This is a genomic window from Halocatena pleomorpha (assembly GCF_003862495.1).
Taxonomy (GTDB): domain Archaea; phylum Halobacteriota; class Halobacteria; order Halobacteriales; family Haloarculaceae; genus Halocatena; species Halocatena pleomorpha.
The window spans coordinates 16,532-42,619 of record NZ_RRCH01000002.1 but is presented as its reverse complement, the minus strand read 5'-3'; the positions used below and the strand labels follow the sequence as shown (position 1 = coordinate 42,619).

The following is a 26,088-nucleotide window of genomic DNA, read 5'->3' as shown; positions in this document are numbered from 1 at the left end:
TGTTCGACGATAAACTGTCCAGCGATCTCTGTGACCTCCTTCATGGATTTAGCCTCGTCGAGCTCATCAGAAAACGGCGAACCCATCAGAATTGACAGCAGACGGTTGAGATTCGATAGGGAGGTCAGTGACGATATGGTCCTCATCAGACAAGACAGTCACAAGCGATCTGTTATCAACATGACGAGCTTTTCGAAGCGAGCAGCGTTGAAGGGTAAACAGCAATAGTTTCGTGTCGTTGGCCAGTCTACACCTTTCTGAGATCGGTGACGGCTTGCGAACGGATGGCAGTAGCCGCTGCATTGTCGACTTGTCGGATGATCGCAGCTTCGAGTGTTGCCGGCTCAACACTCGTTCGGTGAGTGTGTGACAACACGATATGTGCGAGTTCAACCGGCAGCCCAACTGCCGCGACGACGTACACTCCGTAGTAAGGGTGGCCGAGCAAATCTCCAACACTGGTCGGTTCCATGCCGTCGAACTCATAGAGTTTGCTCACATCATGAACCAACGCACCTGCCACGAGAGTATCGACAGAGAGGTCAATGGAGCGTCGCTCTTGGAGGATTTCTGCAAATGTGATTGCTCCTTGGGTCACGTCTCGAATGTGCGGAACCAGTAGCTCATCCGCTAAACCGAGGCCTCGTTGGACTGGCGGGAACCACGCGACAGTTTCTAAATCGTCGATATCGTTGTCAGCCATCGCAATAGCCCACGCCTCGCGGACACCTGTACGAAGATCATCACTCTCGATTGTTGCCAGTTCAGGAAAAGCCTGTTCGACAGCTTCATGATGGTGATCCATACCGACGAAACGGCCGGACCCATTATATTGAGTCCGAAACCAAGATTCCGGTAGGATTGTGAGAGGCAAGGACAAAGCGAGTAGTTTCCAAGCAGTGACTAATGCTTTACAACCGATCCAATCGACCTAATTGGGCGTTGTTGAGCTGTGCAATGTCATCTTCAACCTCGTCTCGAAGCGTTTGTCCTTCCGTAAATCATCAGCGGTACTCCGTCTTGAGCGACATGAGTAGTGCGGCTGCGAAGGCGATCCAGTCGTCCTGTACCCGTCCGGGCGCAGAATTTCATTCGTGAAGTCCGGAAGGGCCGTGAGAAACGAGCAACGGCTGACTTCTTCGAGATCCCGCCCTCGAAGATGCGGAGCATCCTCGATCGAACCCAAGCGAACTATGATGTCTCGTTCGATAACGATCAGTGGCAGATCGAACGTGCGAAGGTCAAAGCTGGCGAGAAGCCGCTTGCAGCACTTGCTGACTGGACCATCGAGTAGATTGATTACTCAGGAATTCTCGTCATAGTACTGTTGATCGGGTAGCATACTGATAGAAGTCTTCTCGTGGCATAATCGTACAAATTTCACATCGATCGCATCGATACAAAGGAGTTTACAGAAATCCACCCTCCGAAGTTGAGGTACCCCAACTTCGGAGTGTAAACGCGACAAGGACCTCAGCAACTTTTGTTCTCTTTTCAATCGTAGAGATAAAGCAGTCAGAATAGATGCATCAGGAATTGAGTTAGTACCCAAACAGTTTCCGGTGTCAATCTCCATATTGGAGATAGTTAGAGAAAGCTGTCGCTCCATCTACCTCTTTCCCGACTGGGAGAGTGGCCGCCTAGCCAGGGCCCAACTGGAGGTGAATGGTAACCCAGTCAGCGAGTTCCCCAGCAGTAAGGACTAGTGGAGTGGTCGTCAGTTTCCGTAAGACCGACGCTTTCAGGAGGACATCGGTGAGCCGCCAGACGTTGTACATCAGAATGGCAAACACGAAATAGTAGAACCGCAGCGTATGATCCTTCGGAGATGTTTTTGCGAGGAACTCCTGTTTGATCGAGCGGTATTCGGCTTCGATCCACCAGCGAGCCGCGTAGCACTTTACCCACTGCTGTGCGTGTTCGGGGTCGTTGATCCGCTCGTTCGTGATGAACACCTATGTCTCCGTTTTCATTCGGGACGAAGAGTCCTCGACAGTCATGGCTCCCATTTCTCGCTTTCACCGTCACCTGTTCGACAGCGACGTCTTCGTCCTCCTGTTCCATCTGCTCGATGTACGCTGCTTCGGGCTCCCGTTCGGTCTTGGGAAACAGATAAGTGACACCCAGGTTGTTCAGGGTTTGGTAGACCTGCAATGATTCGAACCCACGGTCTGCGAGGACGAGATCAATCGCCACGAACGCTTGGGCGCGTCGTATGAGCCGTCGGACCGTTCGGTGGTACTGATGGGGGAGATTCTCGTCCCACGCTGAGCTTTCTATCACCGGCTCGACCGCCAGGACGATGGGCATGCTTTTGCCCACCAGTGACAGGGTGGCGAATTTGTAGGCCCTTTCTCCCGAGTCATCGGTCCCGCTGACCTCTCTGGGAAGCTCATCCTCAGCGTAGTAGGGCCACGTCGTAATGTCGATGGCCACAGTGACGGGCGGTTGGAGGATCTGGAGGTGATTCACCGTATCAAGGAGATTCTCGATCGACTGCTCGAAGCCCGCTTGAATCTGTTTCTTGGAATAGTTCTTGACCGTTCGAAGGTGGGTATCGCCATGGGGTGTGTAGCCGTCGCCGAAGAAATTCTCCATTCGTGATTGGCCCTGTGGCGTGCCACAGCCACCCAGCGCCATCAGTGCCTGGAGTTCATCGAATCGGCTATCGGGATACGTCGTATTCGCTGCGCGCCCGGAGTCGAATGCTCCGAGGATAGTGTTCCGAGCGTGCCGGACGTGTCTCCGAATCTGCTCATCGGAGAACTCACCGACGTGTCGTTCCCGGAGATCTGACTTCGTCTCGTCGACATGCCGTGGTGGGCGCAGATCGAGAGCGTCATCGTTCTCGTAGGCGGCATCGACGAGTCGCTCGCTTAGTGAGAGGAGTGCTCGCTTGGCGTCATCTGAGAGGTCATGATCCCAGAGCTTCGTGAGTGTTTGGCGGGTTGGGGCCGTATTGTAGGGACCGAATTTCGTGGGATCGAACCCAAGGCGAACTGCTCGGTCCTCGGTGGAGAGAAACTCGTAGAGGCCGTTCCATGAGAGCCCAACGAGCTCGCGGCAGAACAAGGCATGAACGGTTGGCACAGCGTCGTACGTAAACGCCTCAAAGCGCTTATCGTCTGTGTTGCGGAGCAGTCGAGCAACGTTCACCCCTCGCACAAAGTCGACGAGCGTTGGAGCCGTTTCAAGTCGGTCGCATGCTTCATTAAGTATCGGATCCCAAGCATCTACAGAATACATGGTAACTCTGTATCTGTACTTGGCATATCTGATTTTGACTATACTGTAGGCCGGAAGTTTTGATACGCCAGCGAACTAGTCGCCGATATGGCCAAGGAAGGGAACAAGATTCCTGGCCTCACGAAACGTCGAGTCCGCGAGCAACTCGCGGACGAGACAGATCGAAGGCGATCAAACGGCTCACTGCTGCTCGCGAGTATCTGGAAGGTCTCTCGCCGGCCGATATTGAAGCCAAATACGGATGGGACCGCCAGACCGTCTACAACTGGTTGAACCGCTTCGAAGAGCGCGGCTTCGACGCCGCGCTCTACGACAAACCTCGCCCCGGACGACCGTCCCAACTCAGCGACGAACAGTTCGAGGCGTTTCGGGCTGTACTCCATGAACCTCCTGAAGACGTTGGATACGACGACCCAGCGTGGAGTATAGCTCTCGCTCAGTACTACCTCATTGAGGCGTTCGACATCGCCTTCTCCCGCCGTCACACTCGCCGACTCATGCACAAGGCCGGGGTCTCGCCGCAGAGACCCCGGCCGGAGCCGGCCTCTGCCGATGAAGACGAACGCGAAGAGTTCGAAGAGACAGTCGAAAAAAAGGAGGCCGCCGTGACGAGGACGCCACGGTCGTCACGATCGACCAGACGCGGAAAGCGGTTGGAGCGGATCTCTATGCGGCATGGTATCCGGTTGGCGAGAGGCCGACCGTGGGCGTGTCGGCCTCTCGCGAGGGCGTCAATCTGCTGGGAGCAATCACTGAGTACGGGGAAACGACGGTGCTGGAGTGTGGCGGATCGTTCACCGGTGAGGTGACGATCCGCTTTCTGGAGTATCTCCAAGCGGAGTTCGGCGAGAAGCTGGTCGTCCTGTTGGATCAGGCGACGTACTTCACCGCTGCGGCGGTGAAGGACTTCGTCGCCGATGAACCGATCGAGTTGGTGTATTTTCCGACTGGATCGCCGGATCTGAACCCAACCGAAGAGTACTGGCGGCGGCTCAAACTTGCCTTAGGAAACCGCTACTTCGGCAGTTGTGCTGAGATCCGATCAGCAGTCTGGACAGCGCTTGAATCAATCAGTCCACCAGGAGTCTATCAATATCTCTGTCTCTGAGTATAAATGCCCTCAAAATCGGTGTCGAGGGCACACTCGGACTGCTCACCGGGAGCCTCGCACTCACCGCTGACGCAGCGCACTCCGTCGCTGACCTTCTCGCAAGCGGTGTCGTCTTGATCTGGGGCCGATCCGCCTTCGATGATGCTAATGACTCACATCCACACGGACACAATCGGTTCGAACCGCTCTCTGCGCTCTTCGTTGGTGGGGTTCTCGTTCTTCTCGGACTCAAACTGTTGTACGATGCAGCTCACTCGATTCTTACTGGTGTCTCTGCCGAGTACAGTATTTGGCTCGTACTCGGACTCCTGTTCGCACTCGGTGATATGTATCTCTGTTACTGGTATACGCAATACAAGAATCAAGAACTCCAGCTACCGAGTCTCCGAGCGCTTGCCGCCGACAGCCTCAATGATCTCTATACCACAGGTGCAGCCCTTGTGGGCGTCCTGGGTATGGCCGTCGGCTACCCTATTTTCGACCCGATTGCGGGCGGCATTGTGAGTCTGCTCGTCATCCACCAAGGAGTAGACATCTCTCGTGAGAATATTCAGTACCTTGCCGATAGTGCACCTCCCGCATCAGAACAGGAAGCAATCAAACAGCAGATTCGAGAGCACTCTGCCGTTCACGGGATTCACGATTTCGTCGCGTACTACTCCGGGCACATGGTCGAGGTTGAGTTCCATGCTGAAGTAGACCAAGATCTAACTGTGGTTGAGGCACACGATCTCGAATCAGATCTTCGCCAACGCGTCCGCGAGGTCGAATCAGTTTCAGACGTCCACGTCCATCTTGATCCCGCTGGACTCGGTGAATGGAAAGAAGCTGATGATTCAGTAACCTCGCCTGCATGAACTATTCCCGATACTGCAAACTAGAGTCCTTCTGTTGTGCAGTTAGACGGACTCTTGCGCGTGTCACGGCCACAATCTCGTAGTGACTACAACGTGTGAATCCAAGCGTAGTGTCTTTCGCCAGATTGCATACCAGTCGCATATCGAATGGCCCATATATAATTCAACACCGCTGTACGATTGCACCTCACTTGGTGGATTAGAATCGGACGTTCGAGTCGTCTCGGGAGTCTGGTTCACCCATCCGAGTCACGACTCGGTTGAGCAGTTCGTCTGCGAACTTCCGCTGACCTACTTCCGATTCGAAGCCCATGACCGCTACGGGGGTTCGACACGCTACAAAATAGACACCCTCTTCCGGGTGTTCTTGCTGAAAGAGCTCCACGGGTGGGTGCACGAGACAGCACTCATCGAGTACCTCGAGAGCCACCCCGCGCTTCGTGAGTGCTTGGGGTTGGAGACCGTTCCTGACCAATCGACACTGTGGCGTAGCTGGAACAAGCGTTTCACGAGAGACCTGCGTGAGACAGTCGAGAAAGCTGCTCGAACGATCCTCGTCAAAGCACAAAACGCGGATGTCGCTGTCCCGCGCGAACCAGAACAGAGCCTTCCGCTTCGGGGTAACGACGTAGACGAATCGAAGCCGGATAACCGAGCCATCCTCGACAATGCTAAGACGATCACTGATCATGTCAGTCGTGTCGTCTTTCCCGCGTTCTCGCTCGACCAGGATGAGAACTGTGAGATTCACGAGAATGCCTACTGGGGCTTACAGACCTATCTCGGCCTTCGTGAGAACTTGGCCGCCAACGATGGCGCTCGCAGCTTCATCCACGAGTCAACACGGAAGCGAACACCACTCGGACACGCTCATCGCGACCACATCCGCGACCTCTCTATCGAGCAGATTCGCGAGATGTACCGACAGGCGATCCGGCAACTCATCGACGAGGTCGCAGAGACAGAGGAATTCTTCCGCGCAGGCATCGTCGCTATCGACATCACTGAAGCCGACCCCTTCACGGGCGATAGGACGGGCCACGAGGACGAGATCATCGGGACGAAAGAACAGACCGACGAGTACGCCTACCAGTGGGCGACAGTCCAGTTGGTCGGGAACGCCGTCCCGCTCGTCCTTGATGCCCGTCCGGTACGGAAAGGAGAGTCATGCAAGGAGATCGTCGAGGATTTGCTCAACTCTGCTGAGGACCTCGTTCACGTCGATAACGTGCTGATGGACCGGGAGTTCGATAGCCAGCACCTTCTGGAGATGATCAGCCAGCGTGGGCTTTTCTACGTCGTTCCGAAGCGGATGCAGACCAGTGAGAAAGCCCAGGCCAAACGGTTGCTCCAACGGGGTCAGGACCGCTACGAGACCGACCGGAAGCTCCACCTCGGCAAGAACAAATGGCACGAGACGACGCTGATCTATCGCCGGAAAGAGGACTCAGAGCACGACGATCATCGGCAGTACTCGGTGTTCATGTCCAACCGCGGCAGTGGCTTCCTCAGTGAGTATGGCTACAGGTGGGAAATCGAGAGTGGGTACAGGTCGATCAAACGCTTCATGGCGGCGACGACTTCCAAGAATTTCGGGCTGCGGTTCTTCTACTTCGCGTTCGCCTGTCTGCTGTATTCGATCTGGCGAGCGGTGGACCTGCTCGTACAGGTCGAGTTGACCGGTGAGTACGAGTACTCGCCAATCGTGACGGCCGACAACACGCTGACGCTGTTGAAGGAGGAAACAGGAATCGGCTAAAGGCTACTCAGTCCGAGGGAGCGCCGAAGCTTTGAGTGGCAACACTGGTAGCAGTCGCGGAAATCTCCTGAAACAGTTGGAGGTCAGATAAGAATGGTCGTTTGAACTCGGTCTGAAGCAGTTTCTGTTCACTAATTCGGCTGAAATCACGCATCACAGCCTCGCTAAACCCGGTGTAGTCTCAACTTCCCCTACAAGGAGTTGTTTCACAAATTAACGACCCAAAAGACTACAGAGAACCAACTGCTTGCCAGCAACACGTTCAACGATACCAATCAAAGCCGCGCGATCAGCCCCCATATCCGCCTCATCAACTGGTGCAGCTCATCAAACTGAACACTACCCTCGCCAAGGTAGTATTTCGAAAATGCGTAACGTCGCCAGCTCTTGCTTCGAGATCGTCGCTCACTCTGGTGTCGATACGCCGGACGAGCGTCAGTGCGACGTCGCTGAAGCGTTCTGGTTTGGCGATGAATCAACGTGGCAAGTCGGGCCGACTACGAGTTCATCAGCTAGTGTGCAATTGAAGTGCTCACGCGACGGATGGACACTCACCGGATTGGCGTACATCCCCGCTCAACGATCCGCAAGCGCAAGGATGGGCCCGGCTTCATTCAGGTGGTCGATAGCAATCCGCGGTATTTCAGTGCGTTCGGTAATTCCAACGGCTCAGCCGAGACTATCATTTAGTGTCGCTGTACCGTTGTCCCACGCTTTGCTGATGGATTCATGAACAGTGGGCTGGCGATGTTGGCACACGGCAGCTATATGTCTAACTGGTACCGTTGACCGATAGGAACATGGGACGTTCTTATTTATCGATAGAGTGATGAAATGCCACAGATCAATGGTGAGGGAATCTATCTGTATAAAGTTACATGATCCCTCAGCACAAACTACTCCTAATGAAAAATAGGACGTTTGCTACCCAGTGGCACCCCATTATCCAGGTCATAGTAACACTAATTCTATTTTCTATGATGAACCTAACTATTAGTGCCATCCTGGGTGTTGTATATATACCAATCATTGAAAACTATGGGATACGTCTACCTGCACCTATTATCATTCCATCTATCTTCATCATTATAGTCTATCCAATACTCATCATTCCAATAGTAGAGTTAAAATTTCGACAGCCACTATCTCGAAAGGCTATCCTCCTACAAGCATTAGTAGGACTATTCGTTTTCCCGCCTTTGGCGATTCTTACGGAAATCGGTATAGTTCATCTTGCGAAACTCGCCTCTCCATTGTCGTCAGTGCCAATTGTTGGGGAAGTGGTGAAGTTGGGAAAACTAAGCCCAAGCATTCTCTTTGGGCTCATTATGGTAGCTACAGCTATCGCTGCAGTTCTAGGTACCTGGAGTTCACTTATACTCTACTGGTCTGTTCAGAAAATCCGATCGTAATCTTTGTACTACAACGATCTGAATATGTCCTCCTCTACAGATCTTCAGGGTCTAGTATCAACAAGGAAATCGTTCGGCATTGGGAACAGTGGGTTATCTGGAAGTTTGTCAAGAACTTCTTCCCGACCGAGTTCGCTTCCGTCATCAGCTTCGCCATATGCCATCACTGGATGATCATAAAGCGGTGAATCGACTGAGTCATACGACCAGCGATATATACTGTTTATTGACTTGTATGGAACAACATAGCTCTGTTCAGTTTCCTGTTTGAATCGATCCCAGACGTTATTGGAATCTTCACGGATAGCGGCATCGTATGTATCATCGGCTGTCGTTACAGTCTCATCAAGGATGTACCGAAGACCGCTTGTGGTGCGCTTCGTGCTTCTACCATTTGATAGAGGGCTTCGAAGATAGCCAACATGCTTTGGGAATACGCTTGCGTCTGGAACTCGTACATATGTCGTTCCGTCAGTCAGTAGCGTTAGCTCTATCCAGTTATAGATGATAGGGTTATCAGGGACCTCTCCGTCAAGGAACGGTATCTCTGAAGGATTTGTCATCTTTTTAGTGTACGGATTTGCAGATCCCCAGATAGTAGCAACGCGAATTCCCTCAACTAAACCACTATTTGGGGACTGGAATTTATCCTTCTCTGCATCCATATGTCGGGGATATGGAGCCGCGCGCTTCTTTTGACTACCAAATAGAAGATCGAATATGTCCGAGTCTTTCCAATCGTCAGCTAGTATTGTATAGGATGGTTGTTCTGGGCTGTTTGGTAAGAACAGATCTTGCGGTGATGTGAAGCTGCTTCTTATGGATTCGCTTGTGTTGTCAGCAACTTCCACTGTATCCCCATCTTTTTGGGAATTCACAGTTATTCTGACCGTGCCATTTTTAATTTCCCCTTCTTCCGTTGTATCGTAGTATATTTGGACTGAATTCTTGAACCTAAATTTGTTGTATGTTCCGTCAAGACCATCAACATTCTTCTCTGCGGCGACCGCTTCTGTCAACGTCTCTGGGAGTTCTCCAATTCCATCGCCGTAGAACATCGTGTCGTCGATAGGCAACTCCATACCTAGCACTGGTGGAGAAGTATCTGGAAATACGCTGTTCCGGTCGTCAACGTTCTCATCTTTTCCGCCAACAAACACCAGTACAGCTGCTGAGGCTGACTTGACTGAACTGTCTCCGCCACCTCCAACACCCTTCGTTTCTTTTCCTGTGTTAGTACTCATGGCCATCCACCTCCAAGTTTGAATTCCTCTCCATCGATGGTATATCGAACTTTGTTTTCAGAAACGAACTCTGCTGCTACTGGAATCCTCGTGCCGTCACTGAATACGAAGTGACCGCGTTCGATCGTCTCAGTACATGCATCTATATCCACTTCGTAATGATAGCTTCCATATTGACATCTTAAGGAATAGCTTTTGTAACCAATCGCTTGATTGATGTCCCTTTCGAATTTGACCTTGATCGAGGTCGGGAAAATAACCTCAATCAATTCTCCAGTAAAGTCGAAAACATCTGTCTTTCCAGCCACCTTCCCAGAGACAGTTCCTCCATCGATCGTTGCGTTGTTGTTCGAGTCTGCTTTCGAGAGTGCCCCGCTGACCGTAATCTCGTAGCCATACGGCGGATTCGCACTGTTGGTGAGATCCCGAACGATGAGCTGCTGATAGTCATGGTCGACGTCCAGTTGGAGACAAGTGAAGTCGCTGAGGCTCGCTAGCTCGCCAGAGTATAGATACTCGTCCGCACCGGTGTTGGCACCGTAACCGCGGCCGTAGCCGTTGGCAGCCCGATCACCACTGCTTGAATTGCCGAGCGGGCCGGTCGCAAGATCACCAGTGACGCTAAAGCCGTAGTCCACCCGCTCTTGTCTATCGATACTAATCGTCAGCGTGTGCGGAAGCTTCCTTGATTGGAACCTCTTCTCACCGAGTAACGAACCGGGGGTAACCTCTGTCCCGTTTTTGAGCACTTGGATGCTGGACGGGATGTCGATGGCTTGGATTTCGCCGGTGTAAACATAGCTGTCGCGCCCGCTCACCACGGAGCCAGTTACCTCGCTGCCGTCGATCGTATCGCCACTGTTGATCGAGGCGTTGTAGGCGTCGGTTTTGGCGACATCGGTTTCGACGGTAAAGGAATACTCACGGGCGATCTCACAGCCACAGCCGTCGATCGTGATCGTATCGCGCTCGAACTCCTCGTATTTCACTAACTCACTGTTGATGTACACCTCGAGCTCGGCATCGGTAGTGAGGTCGCTAACATCGCCAGAATACAGAAAGCTATCCGTACCGCCGCTCACCGACCCTTCCACGACGGTCTCCCCACGGAGATCGTCCTCAGTACGGATACTCGTATCGAGCCCGTAGTCTTTGGTTCGGCCGGAGATCTCATCGGAGTCGTTGATCGAGCCGGCGAACTCGGTGCTTTTCAACACCTCTCCATCCACACGCAATCGGTAGGAGACCGACTGGTCCGGGCGCCCTTTGATGGTGATGAGATTTTTGAGCTCCTCTCCGTTCAGATAGAGTGTCAGCGCGTCGTAGTCGCCGGACCACGACGTGATCTCCCCGCTGAACGTGTAGCTGTCACGTCCCCCACCGACGTGGCCTGACGCTGTACTCCCCGAAATCTCGTCATGACCATGGATCGTGCCACCGAATGCTGTACTTTTGGCCAAATCTCCCTCAACCGTGAATTCGTAATTTGTGCTTGCTCCCGGCCCTTCGATCGTGAGTGTTCGATGCAATCCATCAGCACCACGCACGGCTGGTACACCGCCAATTCCCGCAACAGCTGCTCCACCGATCAACTTCAGATACGAACGGCGATTCACACTATCATTGCAATGTGTGTCTTGTTTAGTTTCCTTTTCCTTATCTGTTGGTTGCAATTGACAACACCAAATCCAATTATTTTGTCCACTATTATAATAGTTTTGTTTTCTATATGTCTTTGAGGCAATCTATGCATGATACTGTTAAGTATATTACACAAAGAACATTGAATGTTGTTACAGAAATGAAGACACACAATAGCGATAGTGACTGTACAGAATGTGCCGATCATACTACCTGTCCTGATCAGAAATTGATAAATCAATCTTCCCAAGGATACGGCTAGGAACGACTGACAGATACAGTATTCAGTAGGGAGTAACAGCTGATCAATAGCGCAGGTGTTCTTCTATAGTTGTGAGTGATTCTCGGTAGCCGCAGTCATACCTTAGACAGCCGACGATCACTAGGACGAAGATGTACGCCAATCTGGTGGATGTCCCATCCGTCACGGCGAATACTTCGATCGCACGCCAACTGATTAACGTATTCGAACAGCTCCAGTTCGTGGCGAAGTTCAGAGAGCTCTGGAAGTGTGATCTCATCAACGTCGAGGCGGTGAGGAAACACGGTCACGTTTGCCAATCTTCACCGGCCTGATCAATGGTGAATTACTCTTCGAGTACGAGATACGCCACCTTCTCGTTCACATGCGTTTGCTCTTCGTCACTGCTTTGTTCTTCTTCGACCGTCACTTCAACACCCGTCTCCGACAGGTTCCGATGGCGGAGATTACACGTATTGTACCCGGCAAAAGACTGTATTCCCGCCAGGAAGACGGGATTCGAATACTCTCGATCGAAGGCGAGGCGATTCCACGTGTGGTCCAACATTGTGTGTCCCGCCTCAAACGCCGTCCCGTCTAGCGTGCCTACACCTGATTCGAGGGCGATATAGCCGAGTGCCTCCGTGTAGTGTGTTCCGTGGGCCTCTTCTTCCTGAATTCTCACGTCGAACCCCTCCGGCGAGACGTTTCTCACTCGCGTGACGATGGGGTGCCAGCCTTGTTCGGTTTCCGTCTGGCAGAGCACAACTGGTGTCGTTTCGAATGGTTGCTCGAACGAGACGCTCCGCCAGTCAGTGTCGACAGTGGCCCGTCCGGCGGAAGCACTGCGCCCATCATCCAGTTCGTGCCTCCCAGTTTCCATGGCTAGACTGCCGACCGTCTCATCGTAATGGACATCGTTCATGTAGAGCCACTCCTCGATGCGGGCATCGAAGCTCTGACGGGAGACGTTCCGCAACCGCACGTGGCACGGTTGATCGCCGTTGGAGGATGGTGGGTTGGCGATGACGACCGGGGCCTGGTAGTCCCCCGCGAGATCGTAGGTCTGCCCTGGATCATCGACAGTGAGTGTTCGTACCTCGGACTGGCTGGGATGTAACGCGTCGAGTGACTGTTGCTGTCCGTCGATGAAGACATCGATATCGCTGACCGATCCCTCTTCGACTCTGAACGAGGTCACCTCCCCTCGGAACAGGTAAGTGTCATCCTTATCACGAACAATTCCCTCGATACGGTCGATCCCAATACGGTCGGACTCCTCGTTCGTCGCTGTCGGGTACACGATATCAGTCACCCCGACGGTATACTCCGTTCGAGGGCCGGTTCCGGATACGCGCAGTTCGTGCACGTCGGATGGATTCAGGTCCGAAACCGTCTGTTCGTTCCCATCGACTAGAATCTCGACATCGTCAGCACTCCCCTCAATGAGTTCGAACGAAAGGATGTCTCCGGTGAATCGGACGTGGTCGTTCAGGCTGCCCACCTTCCCGGAGACAGTGTAATCCGTGACTTCGTCGTGTGATTCGAGTGAATCGGTGCCGGAGACGGTCCCACTCACTGCAACCCGATAGCGCACGTCGGAGCCAGTGCCAATAATCCAGAGATCGTGCGTCGGGTTCTCATCGAGGTCGTCGACTGTTACTGGGTCGCCGTCGACTTCGAGGGTGAGGTCGTCGGCATCACCCGCCGTCACGTCGAAACGATCGACGGCGCGGGTGTACTCGTAGATGTCCGTCCCGGTTGTGACGACGCCGTAGGCCCGGTCCCCGAAGACACGATCGTTGTCCTCCATCGAGGCCGTCGCGGTGAACGGTTCGTCGACACTAAGTTGGTACGCTACCTCGGGACCTGTCCCGGTGATCCGCAACTCACTCGTGGCCTCTGGCGTGAGTTCGGTAATGGTTTTCTCCACCCCGTCGATGTACACCGTAATGTCGTCAAACGTGCCGTCAGTCATATTGAAGGCGGTAATCCGGCCAGTGTAGTGGTAGTAGTCGATGCTGGTACTCACGGTACCGTCGGTGTGGGTCTCTGTGACTGTGTCGTTGGTGTCGATAGTGTCCGTCGCTTCGATCGACCCACTCACGTCGATAGTGTAACTCGTCAAGGTACCTGACCCCTCAATAGCAAGCACGTGGCGTGGATCGTCAGCATCGTATTCAGCCCCTCGAAGGTCCAGCAGCCGCTTGACGAGGGACTTCTGCCATCGCACGCGCGCAGAGAGGGTGAGACCATCATAGGTTTCGATGATGTACGTCGGAATTCCTAACTCGAAGGCTGTCCGTTGGACGAGCACGCCGTCGGGGGGTTCTGCGGGACTCGGCAGAAAGCGCGGGTGGAAGTGGTTCTTCTGGGTATCGATCGATTCGTTGATGGCGTCGATCGACACCTGAGCTGCACCGCGGAGGTTGCGGAGCGGAGAGTAGCCGATCGACTGGCCGAGTCTACCGTCGATGTACCGTCCCACCGACTCGTGCAGATCGATGAGGAGATCCGGATCGTACTCGGTGATGCTGTTCCATATCTCTCGCGCCAGGTCGGTGGTCGGGTGCTCTTCGAGCGGAAACTGCCGGTTCAGATCGCCGGTTGGTCCGCCTCTCGTCCCATCCCTGACCCCGACGATGTTTGCCCGGGGAAGCACGAGCAGAGTGCCAGCCGACGGGACCCAGTTTTTGATGTCACCGCCCGCGAGGTAGCCCGCCTCCTCATTGCCGTGCATTCCTCCGATGACGAACGTTGTCATGCCGTCGATCCCGGAGTCGTTGATGTAGAGAGCCGTCTCCTGGTCGGTGCCGTCCATCAACGTGCGAGTGCGCTGTGTTCCCGTGGAGTCGGCGCGTGCCTCACCTGCACCGAGCCCGGTAGCGACGCTCCCCGCGATAGCCTTGATAATCGACCGTCGCTCGATCGGATACGGCTGCGTCCACTCCGACATGCTATAAGACCCCTGTATCGAGAGACGCTGGGGGTAATGAAATATCCAAGCTAGAATGAGACCGATGGCGCTCTTTGATCCCACACGTATCACAGCATCCTACACTCATGTACTACAACATTTTTGAAACTATTCTATATCAGTATGTTGTTTTCATACTATATAATATACATTAATACTACGACAGACCAATCAGCAGTTAGGACATCGCGTATTGAATGACCCCATCCTCACTCCCCCAGCAGCGTTTTCACTCACTGAGCGAGATGGAGACGGCTGCTACGTCCACTGTCGCCAACGAGAGCGATACTTCGGCCTATCGAAGCGGAAGACATCGACGTTGGTCACCAGTATACGAATGATCCCCGCGTATGGCGTCCCGAACTACTCGATGAGACTATCCAGTGGGAGGGATATCGACAATACCGATTGTCCACAGATCCTCGGTCGATTCCTGTGCACGGACGCCATCAACCGCACAGCGCCAGCCCTTCTCCGGGCCGCGCCACCACGGATCGAACGTGTGCATCCCGTTGTTCGCCCACCCGGTACCGAATTCGTGGAGCACAGGTGAGCCAGCAACCTCTTGATCGGCGTACGTAGACGGGGACAGTTCGGTCACCTCATAACACCGGATGGCGTCGCCGTAGTTGTCGACGCAGTCCTGGAAGTAGAGGAACAACTGACCGTCAACGACGATCGGTCGGCCACCCTGTCGGCCTGCCTGCAATCGATCAGTAACGACAGGATTCTGCTCGTGTGGCGTCCACCCCTCGCGTTCGAGATCTGTGGAATGATACACCATTACGTTCCGACTGCCACGGTCGGTGAATAGCCACCACCGCCCATTGTATCGAATGAACGTCGGATCGTGACAGTAATAATCGACGTCGATCGCGTTGCCGATGTAGCGCCAACTGGTTGGGAATTGACGAGACTTGTACAGCTCTACGCGCTTGCCATACGAGATCGTCATGTAGTAGCTCCCGCGGTGTTTCCACGTCAACGGGAACGACTGGTGGTACCGGTTTGCCATCACGACCTGATCGTACGTCCAGTCTATCCCGTCCTGGCTGGTGGCGTGGCCGATCGGCGCGTCATCATCCCGACTCGCGTTGAGGATTTCGAAGAACATGTGCCACGTGCCGTCCTCAACGAACAGGAACGGGTCAGCCACGTAGTCCACCGCACCATAGTCGGTCACATCGCTTCCACGCAACACGGGCGTTGCAGCCGACGGCCGGAAGTTGCGTCCCGTCGGAGGGGTCACTCCGCTCGGCGCGTGTGGAATGGTCGGGATCGTCTCACCCTGGTGCGGTGACTCCGCATCGGGGGTCGCTTCAAGCACCAGATAGCCCACCTGCTCGGTCACGTGGCTTATCTCATCGTCCTGACTCTGCTCTTCTTGGACGATCACCTCAACACCGGTCGTCGAGAGATTTCGGTGGCGGAGACTGGCAGTATTCGGGCCATTGAACGACTGCATCCCGGCGAGGAAGACAGGGTTCGTGTACGTGTTGTCGAAGGACAACTGGCGCCACTGCTCTTCGAGATCCATCCGTCCTGCCTCGAACGTCATCCCGTTGAGAGTGCCACTACCGGGTTCGATAGCGACGTAACCGAGCGACTCGGTGCGGTGATAGCCCCCGATTGCTTCTTCTTCCTGCACTCTCACGGCAAATCCGTCGGTCGAAACGTCAGAGACGCGGGTGATCATTGGCTGGGGCCCTTGGACGGTTTCGGCCTGACAGAACACGAGTGGTGGTGTCGCAAACGTCTGATCGAACGACACCGTCGACCACGTGTGATTGGCAACAGTACGCCCCACCTCGACAGCGCTCCCACCGTCAAGGCTGTACTCTCCGGGCTCTATTGCTAAACTGCCAACAGTTTCTTCGTAATGAACGCCGTTTAGATACCGCCACTCTTCGACACGAGCGTCGAAGTGTTCACTGGAAACGTTCTGTAGCCGGATGTGGCATGGATCTGGACCAGTGTACGACAGCGGCATGGCGATAACGACCGGCGAACTGTACTGGCCTGTGAGTTCGTAGGTCTGCCACGGATCATCGACCGTGAGTGACCGTGCCGAAGCATTGACTGCACTCAACGAATCAGTGCGCTGGGTGCTAGTAGAACTCGTGCTTGCCTCAACTCCACCGACTCCAGCTAGTATACCTGTCGTTCCGATGGTTTTGAGGATGGAGCGTCTCCCAATAGACGATTGAGTGAATTGATCAGTCATTATATTAAATTAATATTTAACTGTTAACAAGTGGCCATTCGACCATAGCCCCAGTTGACAGCTACCAAAACACAGTCCATCATGATAATCTAATTTCATTCTTAGAATTGGTATTCGTAGTAACATTATATTAAACTGCCGTTTTTAGTCTATCTACACTGTATATCATTATCGATTGAAGATCAAGTGATTATGAGTGCATATTTCTTTGATTTTCGATTGGCGTGATGAAGAAGGAGGAAGGCTGGGAGTGTGATTACCCCGCCCAAGTGAGAGTCGTGGTGAATCGCCAGTAACGCTTTGAGCAACAGACACAACGTCACCAATGGAACGGGGATTTGCGTCCTGGACTCTTGCAGTCCCCCGCTTCAGTTCCTCTGATGTAGCGACCTATCCCGCTGCCGTCTAGTGATTCAACAGAATTCTTTTAATCTATATCTGACATCACTTCTTGTATAATATTATAAATATAACAAATATATTCAGAATCTATGTCGAATCTGGAGAGTCGGGAGTGATTTCAATATCTGCTGGGTTAGAGTCATGAAATTCCATCCCAATAAGATTCTCGAAAATTTCCACCTCCGGCCAGGCACCTATATGTGCCAATAGCTCACCTCTAATTTCCAGAGAAGTTTCTCGGAGCTCACGAAAACAGGACCGCGCTCGTACGGCGATACCGAGTGAGCGCGCTAATCTCGCGCAACGGGGTATTTGGGAACGTCTTAGTCAGTCACTTTTCCGTCACCGAATCCGGTGGGGGCTCCATTCACCTCTGCATTAGTTCCCACGCCGCTAACGGCTAGCGTTCTTCGACTGTTCCCAAGTTAATCTAGAACGGATGCAGGGCCATCTGACTAGAACAATTCATCAATCCCGCTACAGTCCTTCGATTTACCATACCAATTAAAGTCAAATGAAGAACGAGACTGTATCGGTCACCTCTTGGACGAGAGTACGGCCGTTGAGTGGCTGACCCGGCTACTGGAAACTGTACTTGTCGGCCTGCATGAACGACAATCGCCCGAAAGAATGTAATATTCCCTCCTTGAAAAATAATATTGCTGAAGGTTTTGAGCTTACGGATTCGGATATCACTGAGTTAGGGTCGGAAGAGGTCATCCGATTTTCCGAGATCTGCTGTAGTCAGTTGTCTCGAACGCTGTGTTAGATAAGTCCGATATCCACGTTCCTATCTCTATCTACAAACCCGAGGGTATAGATGCGATGACAGAGGATGCAGCAGCGAGTGGATTTTTTCCTGAAGGACAGCGGGATACCAGATCAAGGCAGATAGTGGTCTTCTTACTCCACGAGACTGGCGACCATCCCTGAGACGTAGTCGATCTCGTCTTGGTTGATGCCGTGCCCCATGCCCTCGTAGAGGCGCTTGGTCGTGTCGGCGTTCGACTGCTCGAATATCTCTGTCGACTCGTTGACCCGTTCCTCGGGAATGTGTGGATCGACATCGCTACACCCGAGGAATACAGGCGTCCCGTCGAGGTCGCCCTCGTAGTCGCTGGGATCGACGGATTCACCGATGAGACCACCGCTGAGCACCGCAAGCCCGCCATACCGTCGGGGATTGCGCGCGACGTACTCGCTGGCCAGACACGCACCCTGAGAGAACCCCAAGATCATAACCCGCTCGGTCGGGATCCCTGCGTCATTGGCCTCGGTCACGGCGTCGTCGATGGCTTGTAATCCCGAGGATCGACCGGGTTCGTTCGATTCGACTGGTGCGGTGAACGCGTTCGGATACCATGTGTACCGAGCTGCCTGAGGCGCGAGATACGCGACCCCATGCTTATGGAACTCGTCGGCCATCTGGACGATACTCTGGGCGGTCGCTCCTCGTCTGTGGACGAGGACGAGCGCAGCCTCAGCCGCGTCGAGGGGAGCGCCTGCCGTCACGAGGGGCTGATCTTGGTGTGGACCGGTCATCTTAGCTCACAATGGTGCTGGAAGCATTTATTTCGGGAAGTCGTCTTCGATTTTTCTTGGATATCTGATTTCATTACGTTACTTACTTCGATACGGAACTTATATGTATCCTCGGCAACATAGATGATAGTAGATAACACCGATGTCATCGATAGACTCACAGACTGAGCGATCCTCCGAGGACCAGAACCCGAACGCGTGTTCGGTCGTCGAAGCCGTAAACGAGATTGGTTCTGAGTGGCGTCTTCTCGTCCTCCACGATCTCGTCGACGCGGAGGAGAAGCGCTTTAACGAACTCAAGCGATCGACGGATGCCAGCTCTCGAACGCTTTCGCGCGTACTCGACGATCTCGAAGAGGCAGGGCTCGTGAATCGACGTGTCGAGGATAAACCGATCGCCACCTACTACTCGCTCACCGAGAGCGGGGCGTCGTTGTGTCCCGTATTTAACGAACTCGAAAACTGGGCTGACAAGCACCTATAATTCGAAGCCACCTGCCGGAGTGACCTGCGGTCACTCAGCGTCCGCAGGGGTCGAAATCGTGGAAGTGCTCACCCTCCTTCTTGGTGAGGATGTTGAGCGCAGCAGCTGGCCGTCATGGTGGAGATGCGGCCTGTTGTTCCTTGGTGCGCACCGTCGTCCCCGTCGCGTAGGTGTTTTCAATACGCATCTCCACTGTCACGTTAACGTCAACGAGGTCTCGATGAATCGCTATCAGGACTGGAGATTGAGGATGTCACGTGCTTGATCAGGAGTCGCAACCTCCCGCCCGAGTTCGCTGGCTATGCGAACGACTCGTTCGACCAACTGCGCGTTGCTCACCGCAAGCTCTCCTTTGCGATAGTAGACGTTGTCCTCTAGGCCGACACGGATGTGTCCACCTAGCAAGATACCCATCGTTGTCAGCGGTAGCTGATGACGGCCGAACGCGAGTGTGTTGAAAAGCGTACCGTCAGGGAGATTGGAAATGGCGTTCAGCAGGTTTCGCGGTCGAGGCCGCGTGAGTGTACCGCCACCGAAAATGAGTGTGGCGTACACCGGGTGGGCGAGCTCACGCCGCTTTAGGAGGCCGTGAACCTCGTTGAGGTGACCGTCGTTGAACACTTCCATTTCCGGTTTGATCCCGTTGTCACGCATCTCCTCATGGAGTGCATCAACCATGCCACGCGTGTTCTCGCTGGTCAAGCGGTCGTACCGGTTGAGTGGACCCATGTCCAATGACGCCATTTCCGGCGGTGGATCAGTGCGCAGGGGGAGGTGTCGGTCCTCATCGGGGGCGCCCGTCCCTCCTGTCGAGTGCTGGATAATCACGTCGGCGGCGTGCTGGCGCACGGCGTCGTCGATCTCCTGAAACCGTTCAGCAGCGAAGCTGCGCTCACCGTTGGGTTGGCGCGCGTGGAGGTGAACTACGGCGGCTCCAGCTTTCTCCACTGCCGCGGCAGCTCGGCCGATCTCTTCTGGCATCTCCGGGAGATTCGGATTCGCCTCCTTTCCGTGGACACCACCGGTCAGTGCAGCCGTGACGATCAGCGGGTCGCCGGCGAGGTAGTCCTCGTAGCTCACGATTCTACCTCTCCGGTGTGCTCACGGTAGATCTCGCAGTGTTCCTCGTGGTTGAGGTCGTAGCGGTCGTTGCAGATGTCTGCTCGCATTGGCTGAACGAACCGCTCAGCGGCGCTACAGTACGCCCGTTCGTGATCGAATTGCTTTCCGCCCGACTCGCCCCGGTACTCCAGATACGGACAGGTCATGAGTGTCCTTTTCGGAGGAGCTGAATAACGGTTTGGCGGTATCCTCGTCCGGGAGTTACCCCCGCGTCACGTGATCACGCCAGCGTCCGGGAAACCATATTCGACGCGGGACAGACCCAGAACACGGCGTCTCCCATCCACCCCGGCTCGGTTGAGTACTGGGTCGATCAACTTCTCGATGGAGGCCTCCTTGGCCTGTAATGTGTTGTCTCCAGCACAGCCCTGGCCACGCCTACCACGAAAGGGGAAACGATACGTGGACGACCCGACCGCAAGGCACGATCGACGACGATGTTCGGGACACCCATTCGTCAATAGAACAGCGAAGGCACTCATGCGTTGTATGCCAACAGAGAACTACTCAACCAGCCTCACAATCAGAACTGTCTTAATCGTAAAGTTGGTTCAAGGACGCTATCGGTGGGTAGTAATCAGATCGCAAAGGCATGCCGATCCGGTTGAATACTGTGAGGAGCAACGACTGTGACGATTGCTGAGACCTTACACAGCTGTGTATACACAGAAAGTGAATCACCATCACTGTATTGCTTCTGCTGTGAAGAGAATCGTGGAGAAGTGAGCGACCATCGTCTTCTCGTATACATCGAAGACGACAATTGGGCCTGTGGAATCGCGTCCTACTGCCAGTACTTCGGCACGAGTGGGTTGAACGCGTCCGACCGTCTAATGGGCTGTCAGCTGTAGGTTGCGGAGTTCGTAGTTCCTTATTCAGATGTCCGATGATACATACTTCTCATATCGGCTGCTGCGGACAACGTGCACGTTCACCAGAGGAAAATTCTTATTCTTACAATAACGTATCCAATAATATGATGGCAACGCTCATAGCCCTCTCCCAACGAAATGAAGCGTTCTGGATTAGTTTGGTTCTCATTCTTCTCGGGGGAATTACTCCTGAAATCCCCTTTCTCGGGGAAATTGAGCCTTCAGGGATTCTGATTTGGATTGGTGCAGGAATTCTTCTGATCAGAGTCCTCGTCGCTGCCGTGAGAATCTTCAAAACGGCGGCAGAGGCAGGGGTAATTGGCTATCGTGAGGGGAAACGTAACGACAGTTAGAAGGTGAGTTGACTCGGGTGGTCCAGCGGCTCATGAAACTCATCGGTCACCACTTTATCAAACTTGGTCAACAATTGGCGCTGCACAGCAGCAAGGCTACGGTGACGCCATCGGAAATAGACACTGCTGTTATCAATGTAGTACGACATGAATTCGAGACGATGAACGAATTCCACGCTGAGGGACCGAACAGTAGTGCCACTGAAGATCCAGTTGATGCGCTCAAACCGAATGTAGACGGAGAGCCGAGGATTCGATCATCTGTTCGCCGGTGTGGGGAGGGTTCATGGACTGTGGTTTCAGACTTACCTGTGAGCTCCGCACGCGTTCTCAGGAGGAGCAGGCCACCTTTGTGACGGAGTTCACGCCATATGCTAAACAGGTCGTCAAGCGTTGCTACAGACGTGGGCGACAGTAGGTGTTGAACAATAGCTATCTCCCGTGACAAAGGTTAGATCATGGATTCTACTGATGCCAAACAAGCCCGAATGATAGACGCAAACATGCATGGCCAAAAACCGCTGGACGACTATATTTAAGCCTCATAGAGGCTGACGAAGCAGTGATACGGCTAGCCATGAAAACAGCATCAGTGAGAGCCTTTGATTCTGCAGCCGACTTCCCCAACTCGCGACAGAACAGGACCTGAACGGTTGGAGCTGCATCGTATCGTCGTATCTCAAAGTGCGTGCGATCTATATCCTGAGCCAGTTCCGAACCCGTCGCTGTCGGATGTCACCATGCGGTGCTCGGTAGTGTCGATCGCAATCGACAGCGTGGGAAGGAATAGCCCCCCGTACGTATTCAAAGAGACGTTATCTCTCTTACCTCTAATGGTAAATCCTCCATACCTTCATAAAGACTACAATATCATCGGTGTTACGATATGATGTCGGAGTCATCTCACGACTATGTTGGGAAGGATGTCAACATCCGCTCTGACCGCCGAAGAGCACGATTATCTGGGCGATGAATATACGACAACCGAAGGACAGACGTGGAACGATCACAAGTGTGTCGGCCCGATTCATCATTCATGTGAATCGAAGGAACTGCCGATCGTCGGTCCGATCCACGGTTGCGGGATACACGATGACGAAGTTTCCCTCGATCAGTGTCGAGATGTTCTTCGGGAGTGTCTGTAGTTCCTCGTGCCAGCCGATCGTCCCTCGACGGGCACTCACGCAAACGAGCAGATCGTTTGGGCGAATAGCGTCACTGAGAATCTCTAATAGCGGTTTCCAGCCGTCGATCCGCTCGAACTGCAGGGGCACGTCCAGTTCGACCAGCGTGAAGAGCCGTTCGAACTGATCGGCATTGCCCTCGACAACAAGTCCGCGAATCGACGCGCCAGTGTGTTCGGAAAGCACCTTGATCTGGTGGACGGCCTCGTAGAATCCATCGTTGTGGTCGATTCCCGGTGGCAGAATCACGACCAACCGTCGTGTCGTGCTCACCGGCTCTCGGACGTGAGAGACGAAGACGACCTGGTCGGTCCGGTGGAGCACCTGATCGATGATCGAGCCGAAGATACTTCGTTGGCGAGATTCTGCGCCGTCCCACCCGATTACGAGCGTCGTGATCCGGTTTTCGAGAACGGCACGGATGATCCCCGATGCGGGATTGTGATCCACCTGAACCCTCGATTCGACCGGCACCTCGGCCCCTGAGGCGTACTCCTCCGTAACTTCGAGTGTCTCCTCGACCTCCGCCACTTCGGCATCGACTTCCTCGCCGGGGGGAACGACCGACAGCGTATACAACGGTTCGTCGGATTGGGTACCCCTGAGGAGGAGTGCGAAGTCGAGCAGTGCTTCTTTGTGCTGTGATCGCTTCGAAAACGGGATGATGATTCGCTGGGCCGCACCAACAGGATCGTACGGTTCTTGCTCGCTAGCCCGCCGGATCCCCTGACCAGCCCGTTCGACGAGCATGGGACTGATAAGGCTTACCACCAAGATCATGACGACAACGCCGTTGATCATGTTCCGGTCGAACCCGGGGACCCCAGCATCGAACCCGATGAGTACGATAGCGAGCGCAGCAGCGGCTTGGCCGACCGAGAGACCAAACATGCCGAGGATTTCGGTGTTGTCGTATCGGTAGATCCGGCCGGTCATCCAAGCGGCGGCCGATTTCGTCACCACGACGAGTACGAGCAGTGACCCCGCGATGAGGATCGTTTCAATCCCTTCGAGGAGAACCCAGACGTCCACGAGCATTCCGACCGAGAGGAGGAAAAAGGGGATGAATAGGGCGTTGCCGACGAACTCGATGCGGTTCATTAAGATTCCGGTTTCGGGGATGAGCTGATTCAGCGCGAGTCCAGCGAGGAAGGCACCGATGATGTGTTTGACCCCAATCGCTTCCGCGAGGAACGCACTGGTGAACAAGATAGTCATCACGAAGAGGAACTCGAAGTAGCTCTCTTGGTCAACCGATCGGAAGAACCACCGCCCTACCCGAGGCACGATCAGCCATACACCGACGAAAAAGGCCGCGAGTCCAACGGTCAACCGGAGCCAGAACGTCGCATCGAGCGTACCACCGACGGAGGCTATCACGATTGCGAGCACCAGCAGCGCCAGCGTATCGGTCAGGATCGTTCCCCCGATCGTCGACGTTATCGCCTCGTTTTTGGCGATCCCGAGGCGGTTGACCACCGGGTACGCCAAGAGCGTGTGCGAGGAGAAGATCGCGGCGAACAACAGCGCCGCTTCTAACGTCAGGTCCAGCACGTAGCTCCCGGCGAGTGTTCCGGCTGTCTGTGGGATGATGAACGAGAGCAATCCGAAAACGAGGCTCCGATCCTTATACTCGATGAACTGGTTCAGGTTGATCTCCAGTCCAGCAACGAACATTAGGTATACCAGCCCGACTTCACCCAATAGGGTGAACGTCTCACCGCGCTGGAGGATCCCAAAACCGTTCGGGCCGAGCGCGGCCCCAGCCACGATGATCCCGATGATCCCGGGAAGTCTGTACCGCTCTAAGAGGAGCGGAGCCGTGAGAAAGATCAGCATCGCAAGCCCGAAGATGAGGATCGGATTTTCTATAGGAAAACTAAATGACATATATGATAATTAGATTATAAATATATTATCTTATTCTGTTGTTAAATTGTGAGGGCGAGCCGCTAATATCGTGCAGACGATTTCACCATTGGCGACCCAGAAACGGATTCAAGCATCGTTGCGTCGTGATTCGTCGTCCGGCTGGTAAGCATTTATCGATTGTTTTCGATCTCTATGAGTTTAGGGATGACGGCCAAAATTTCATGTTATATAGTTATATTTTTTAGCGATAGAGGGGCGTGAATTCTTCTCGATAAGTACAGAGTTCTAGCGGACTTGTTGACAGCCGGTGTGCGAGTAATTACAGAGAGGACGATGTACGCGGACATCCCTCGCCGTCAGTCCGCGAGGAATTCACACTACTTTCCCCTGATAATCGTGGCGAACAGATCAAAGGATTCTGAGAAACCGCTTGACACGTTGCACAGCTATCGAGCGTCTCTGTACAGAATATCTGATGCAATGATCCCTCAGTGGATGTCGGAGAGTCCTGTAACACGACTTATTCACATGGTGGGAAGGTATAGTTTCTCGCCAGCGCCAGGTCACCAGCGAGTACGCTACCGATCGCCTCGGAGGTCAGTACGGGATTTCTCCGTGACGGTCGAGCGGATCGTTGACGAGCACGGCGTCGGGCTGCACATCCTCGACATGAGGATTGCGCTCGATCCCAACGACTCTGTATACCTACACACGCGCGTTCTTGACGGTGGCTACGACGTTTGCCGAGTTGGAGGCTGAGATCAAACGTGAGAACGTCCGCGAAGAGATTACTGCAGCGCGCGAGCAGGGCAAATGGCACGGTCGGCCACCGTTTGGCTTCGATGTTGGATCCGAAGGGTATCTTACACTGAACGACAACTACGAGAAAGCGGTCGTGGTGCTCGATAAAGAGGCAAGCAAGCGGCAACTCGCCCGGTTGCTTAGGATTGCACGCTCGACGGTGCGGACGATCGCGGAGAACAGCAAGCGATACACTGCCCAGTAGCTCTTTCTTTGAGGCTGTTGCACGGTCGGAGGGGCGGTCGAGACCGAGGCCATCCGTGGATCCGTTGCTCGTCACTCACAGAGTTTTCGACTGGAGAGCGTGTTCACCGAGTGAGAGAGTACTGCCTATCGGGATAGGTGGCGAGCAGCCGAAAATCGAGTACTCCGGCTTGGACTCGCTGTCGGATCAACCGCTGATCACGCTGTTTCGCATCGGTGTCAACATCCGCGAACTCGTTTTGAAGCCGTTGTCGCTGGGTTTTCGTGAGCAGCGACACCGGTCTCTCATCCATACAGCAACTCTATTCACGACAGAATATATCTGCATCGACGTACTGGAGTATGGTATATCACAGTATACCCCCCTACACTCGCAGTATACCGATGGGTATATCTCGATTCACAGGCCCGAATTGGGGAGCTCAGCGGGCTGCCACGGTATACCATCAATTCACACCGCTCAGAGAGGGCTAAATTAGCGGTGTACAGCCATATACTGACGAGATATGGCGAAAACAGTCCTGACCTTTTAATAGAGTG

Annotated in this window: 17 protein-coding genes and 3 pseudogenes; 8 read left to right on the top strand and 12 right to left on the bottom strand. The window is 53.9% G+C overall.

The annotated features are described in order from the left end of the window. Positions 1-247: 247 nt before the first annotated feature. Positions 248-805 carry an HD domain-containing protein gene (locus tag EIK79_RS00400; RefSeq protein ID WP_124953187.1) on the bottom strand — a complete coding sequence of 186 codons (558 nt, stop codon included), beginning with the start codon at positions 803-805 and terminating at the stop codon, positions 248-250. Between the two features lie 267 nt (positions 806-1,072). Here EIK79_RS00400 and EIK79_RS00395 point away from each other — a divergent pair. Next, positions 1,073-1,294: pseudogene (locus EIK79_RS00395) on the top strand (recombinase family protein); the annotation flags it as partial. Between the two features lie 383 nt (positions 1,295-1,677). Here the strand turns inward: EIK79_RS00395 and EIK79_RS00390 are convergent. After that, positions 1,678-3,246: a transposase gene (locus EIK79_RS00390; RefSeq protein ID WP_124953186.1), complete on the bottom strand. Its 1,569-nt coding sequence runs from the start codon at positions 3,244-3,246 to the stop codon at positions 1,678-1,680. Between the two features lie 59 nt (positions 3,247-3,305). Between EIK79_RS00390 and EIK79_RS00385 the strand changes: the two are divergent. The 3 genes and pseudogenes from EIK79_RS00385 (at position 3,306) to EIK79_RS00375 (ending at position 6,973) form a co-directional block, all read left to right on the top strand. Beyond that, positions 3,306-4,354 (top strand): annotated as a pseudogene (locus EIK79_RS00385) (IS630 family transposase). Then, entirely contained in the window at positions 4,312-5,214 is a 903-nt protein-coding gene (locus EIK79_RS00380; protein WP_124953185.1) for a cation diffusion facilitator family transporter, read from the top strand. The pseudogene EIK79_RS00385 and the gene EIK79_RS00380 overlap by 43 nt, the downstream one beginning before the upstream one ends. Before the next feature lie 82 nt (positions 5,215-5,296). Beyond that, positions 5,297-6,973, top strand: coding sequence for a transposase (locus tag EIK79_RS00375; RefSeq protein WP_124953184.1), 1,677 nt, complete (start codon positions 5,297-5,299; stop codon positions 6,971-6,973). 1,456 nt (positions 6,974-8,429) lie between these two features. On the opposite strand, the gene EIK79_RS00370 is transcribed toward EIK79_RS00375, so the two are convergent. The 5 genes from EIK79_RS00370 to EIK79_RS00350 all read right to left on the bottom strand — a co-directional run bounded on the left by EIK79_RS00370 (position 8,430) and on the right by EIK79_RS00350 (position 18,656). Then, entirely contained in the window at positions 8,430-9,629 is a 1,200-nt protein-coding gene (locus EIK79_RS00370; protein WP_124953183.1) for a hypothetical protein, read from the bottom strand. Further along, entirely contained in the window at positions 9,626-11,245 is a 1,620-nt protein-coding gene (locus tag EIK79_RS00365) for a hypothetical protein (RefSeq protein ID WP_124953182.1), read from the bottom strand. The genes EIK79_RS00370 and EIK79_RS00365 overlap by 4 nt, the downstream gene beginning before the upstream one ends. 612 nt (positions 11,246-11,857) lie before the next feature. Next, positions 11,858-14,467, bottom strand: a complete 2,610-nt coding sequence (locus EIK79_RS00360; RefSeq protein ID WP_124953181.1) for a succinylglutamate desuccinylase/aspartoacylase domain-containing protein — start codon at positions 14,465-14,467, stop codon at positions 11,858-11,860. Between the two features lie 397 nt (positions 14,468-14,864). Continuing rightward, complete coding sequence (locus EIK79_RS00355) at positions 14,865-16,712, bottom strand: glucosamine inositolphosphorylceramide transferase family protein (protein WP_124953180.1); 1,848 nt, start codon at positions 16,710-16,712, stop codon at positions 14,865-14,867. A gap of 1,305 nt (positions 16,713-18,017) precedes the next feature. Next, on the bottom strand, positions 18,018-18,656 hold the full coding sequence (locus tag EIK79_RS00350; RefSeq protein ID WP_124953179.1) for an alpha/beta hydrolase: 639 nt from the start codon (positions 18,654-18,656) through the stop codon (positions 18,018-18,020). Positions 18,657-18,798: 142 nt separating this feature from the next. Between EIK79_RS00350 and EIK79_RS00345 the strand changes: the two genes are divergently transcribed. Continuing rightward, complete coding sequence (locus EIK79_RS00345) at positions 18,799-19,140, top strand: winged helix-turn-helix transcriptional regulator (protein WP_124953178.1); 342 nt, start codon at positions 18,799-18,801, stop codon at positions 19,138-19,140. Positions 19,141-19,170: 30 nt separating this feature from the next. Here the strand turns inward: EIK79_RS00345 and EIK79_RS18580 are convergent. From EIK79_RS18580 to EIK79_RS00335, 3 genes and pseudogenes are all read right to left on the bottom strand, one after another. Next, positions 19,171-19,357: pseudogene (locus EIK79_RS18580) on the bottom strand (thioredoxin reductase); the annotation flags it as partial. A 14-nt stretch (positions 19,358-19,371) separates the two neighbouring features. Further along, positions 19,372-20,220: a BKACE family enzyme gene (locus EIK79_RS00340; protein WP_124953177.1), complete on the bottom strand. Its 849-nt coding sequence runs from the start codon at positions 20,218-20,220 to the stop codon at positions 19,372-19,374. Then, the gene (locus tag EIK79_RS00335; RefSeq protein WP_124953176.1) at positions 20,217-20,408 is read right to left on the bottom strand and encodes a hypothetical protein; all 192 of its coding nucleotides are present in this window, start codon (positions 20,406-20,408) and stop codon (positions 20,217-20,219) included. Before EIK79_RS00335 ends, EIK79_RS00340 begins: the two co-directional genes overlap by 4 nt. Positions 20,409-21,238: 830 nt before the next feature. Here EIK79_RS00335 and EIK79_RS00330 point away from each other — a divergent pair. Then, positions 21,239-21,487: a hypothetical protein gene (locus tag EIK79_RS00330; protein WP_124953175.1), complete on the top strand. Its 249-nt coding sequence runs from the start codon at positions 21,239-21,241 to the stop codon at positions 21,485-21,487. Between the two features lie 1,034 nt (positions 21,488-22,521). Here the strand turns inward: EIK79_RS00330 and EIK79_RS00325 are convergent. Continuing rightward, positions 22,522-24,561 (bottom strand): cation:proton antiporter, encoded by a 2,040-nt coding sequence (locus EIK79_RS00325; protein ID WP_124953174.1) that lies wholly within the window; start codon positions 24,559-24,561, stop codon positions 22,522-22,524. A gap of 597 nt (positions 24,562-25,158) precedes the next feature. Here EIK79_RS00325 and EIK79_RS18575 point away from each other — a divergent pair. Together EIK79_RS18575 and EIK79_RS00320 are read left to right on the top strand one after the other, a co-directional pair. After that, positions 25,159-25,302: a hypothetical protein gene (locus EIK79_RS18575; RefSeq protein WP_233737809.1), complete on the top strand. Its 144-nt coding sequence runs from the start codon at positions 25,159-25,161 to the stop codon at positions 25,300-25,302. Next, a complete protein-coding gene (locus EIK79_RS00320) occupies positions 25,271-25,549 on the top strand; it encodes a serine integrase family protein (protein WP_233737807.1) in 279 nt (92 codons plus the stop codon). The genes EIK79_RS18575 and EIK79_RS00320 overlap by 32 nt, the downstream gene beginning before the upstream one ends. A gap of 103 nt (positions 25,550-25,652) precedes the next feature. Here the strand turns inward: EIK79_RS00320 and EIK79_RS00315 are convergent, their stop codons facing one another. After that, on the bottom strand, positions 25,653-25,841 hold the full coding sequence (locus EIK79_RS00315) for a hypothetical protein (RefSeq protein WP_124953173.1): 189 nt from the start codon (positions 25,839-25,841) through the stop codon (positions 25,653-25,655). Between the last annotated feature and the right edge of the window lie 247 nt (positions 25,842-26,088).

Excerpts from the sequence above, each read along its gene's own strand:
- EIK79_RS00325 (WP_124953174.1), bottom strand. The coding sequence starts at position 24,561 with ATGTCATTTAGTTTTCCTATAGAAAATCCGATCCTCATCTTCGGGCTT.
- EIK79_RS00345 (WP_124953178.1), top strand. The coding sequence starts at position 18,799 with ATGTCATCGATAGACTCACAGACTGAGCGATCCTCCGAGGACCAGAAC.
- EIK79_RS00355 (WP_124953180.1), bottom strand. The coding sequence starts at position 16,712 with ATGACTGATCAATTCACTCAATCGTCTATTGGGAGACGCTCCATCCTC.
- EIK79_RS00330 (WP_124953175.1), top strand. The coding sequence starts at position 21,239 with ATGATGGCAACGCTCATAGCCCTCTCCCAACGAAATGAAGCGTTCTGG.
- EIK79_RS00350 (WP_124953179.1), bottom strand. The coding sequence starts at position 18,656 with ATGACCGGTCCACACCAAGATCAGCCCCTCGTGACGGCAGGCGCTCCC.
- EIK79_RS00360 (WP_124953181.1), bottom strand. The coding sequence starts at position 14,467 with ATGTCGGAGTGGACGCAGCCGTATCCGATCGAGCGACGGTCGATTATC.
- EIK79_RS00315 (WP_124953173.1), bottom strand. The coding sequence starts at position 25,841 with ATGGATGAGAGACCGGTGTCGCTGCTCACGAAAACCCAGCGACAACGG.
- EIK79_RS00370 (WP_124953183.1), bottom strand. The coding sequence starts at position 9,629 with ATGAGTACTAACACAGGAAAAGAAACGAAGGGTGTTGGAGGTGGCGGA.
- EIK79_RS00390 (WP_124953186.1), bottom strand. The coding sequence starts at position 3,246 with ATGTATTCTGTAGATGCTTGGGATCCGATACTTAATGAAGCATGCGAC.
- EIK79_RS00335 (WP_124953176.1), bottom strand. The coding sequence starts at position 20,408 with ATGACCTGTCCGTATCTGGAGTACCGGGGCGAGTCGGGCGGAAAGCAA.
- EIK79_RS00400 (WP_124953187.1), bottom strand. The coding sequence starts at position 805 with ATGGATCACCATCATGAAGCTGTCGAACAGGCTTTTCCTGAACTGGCA.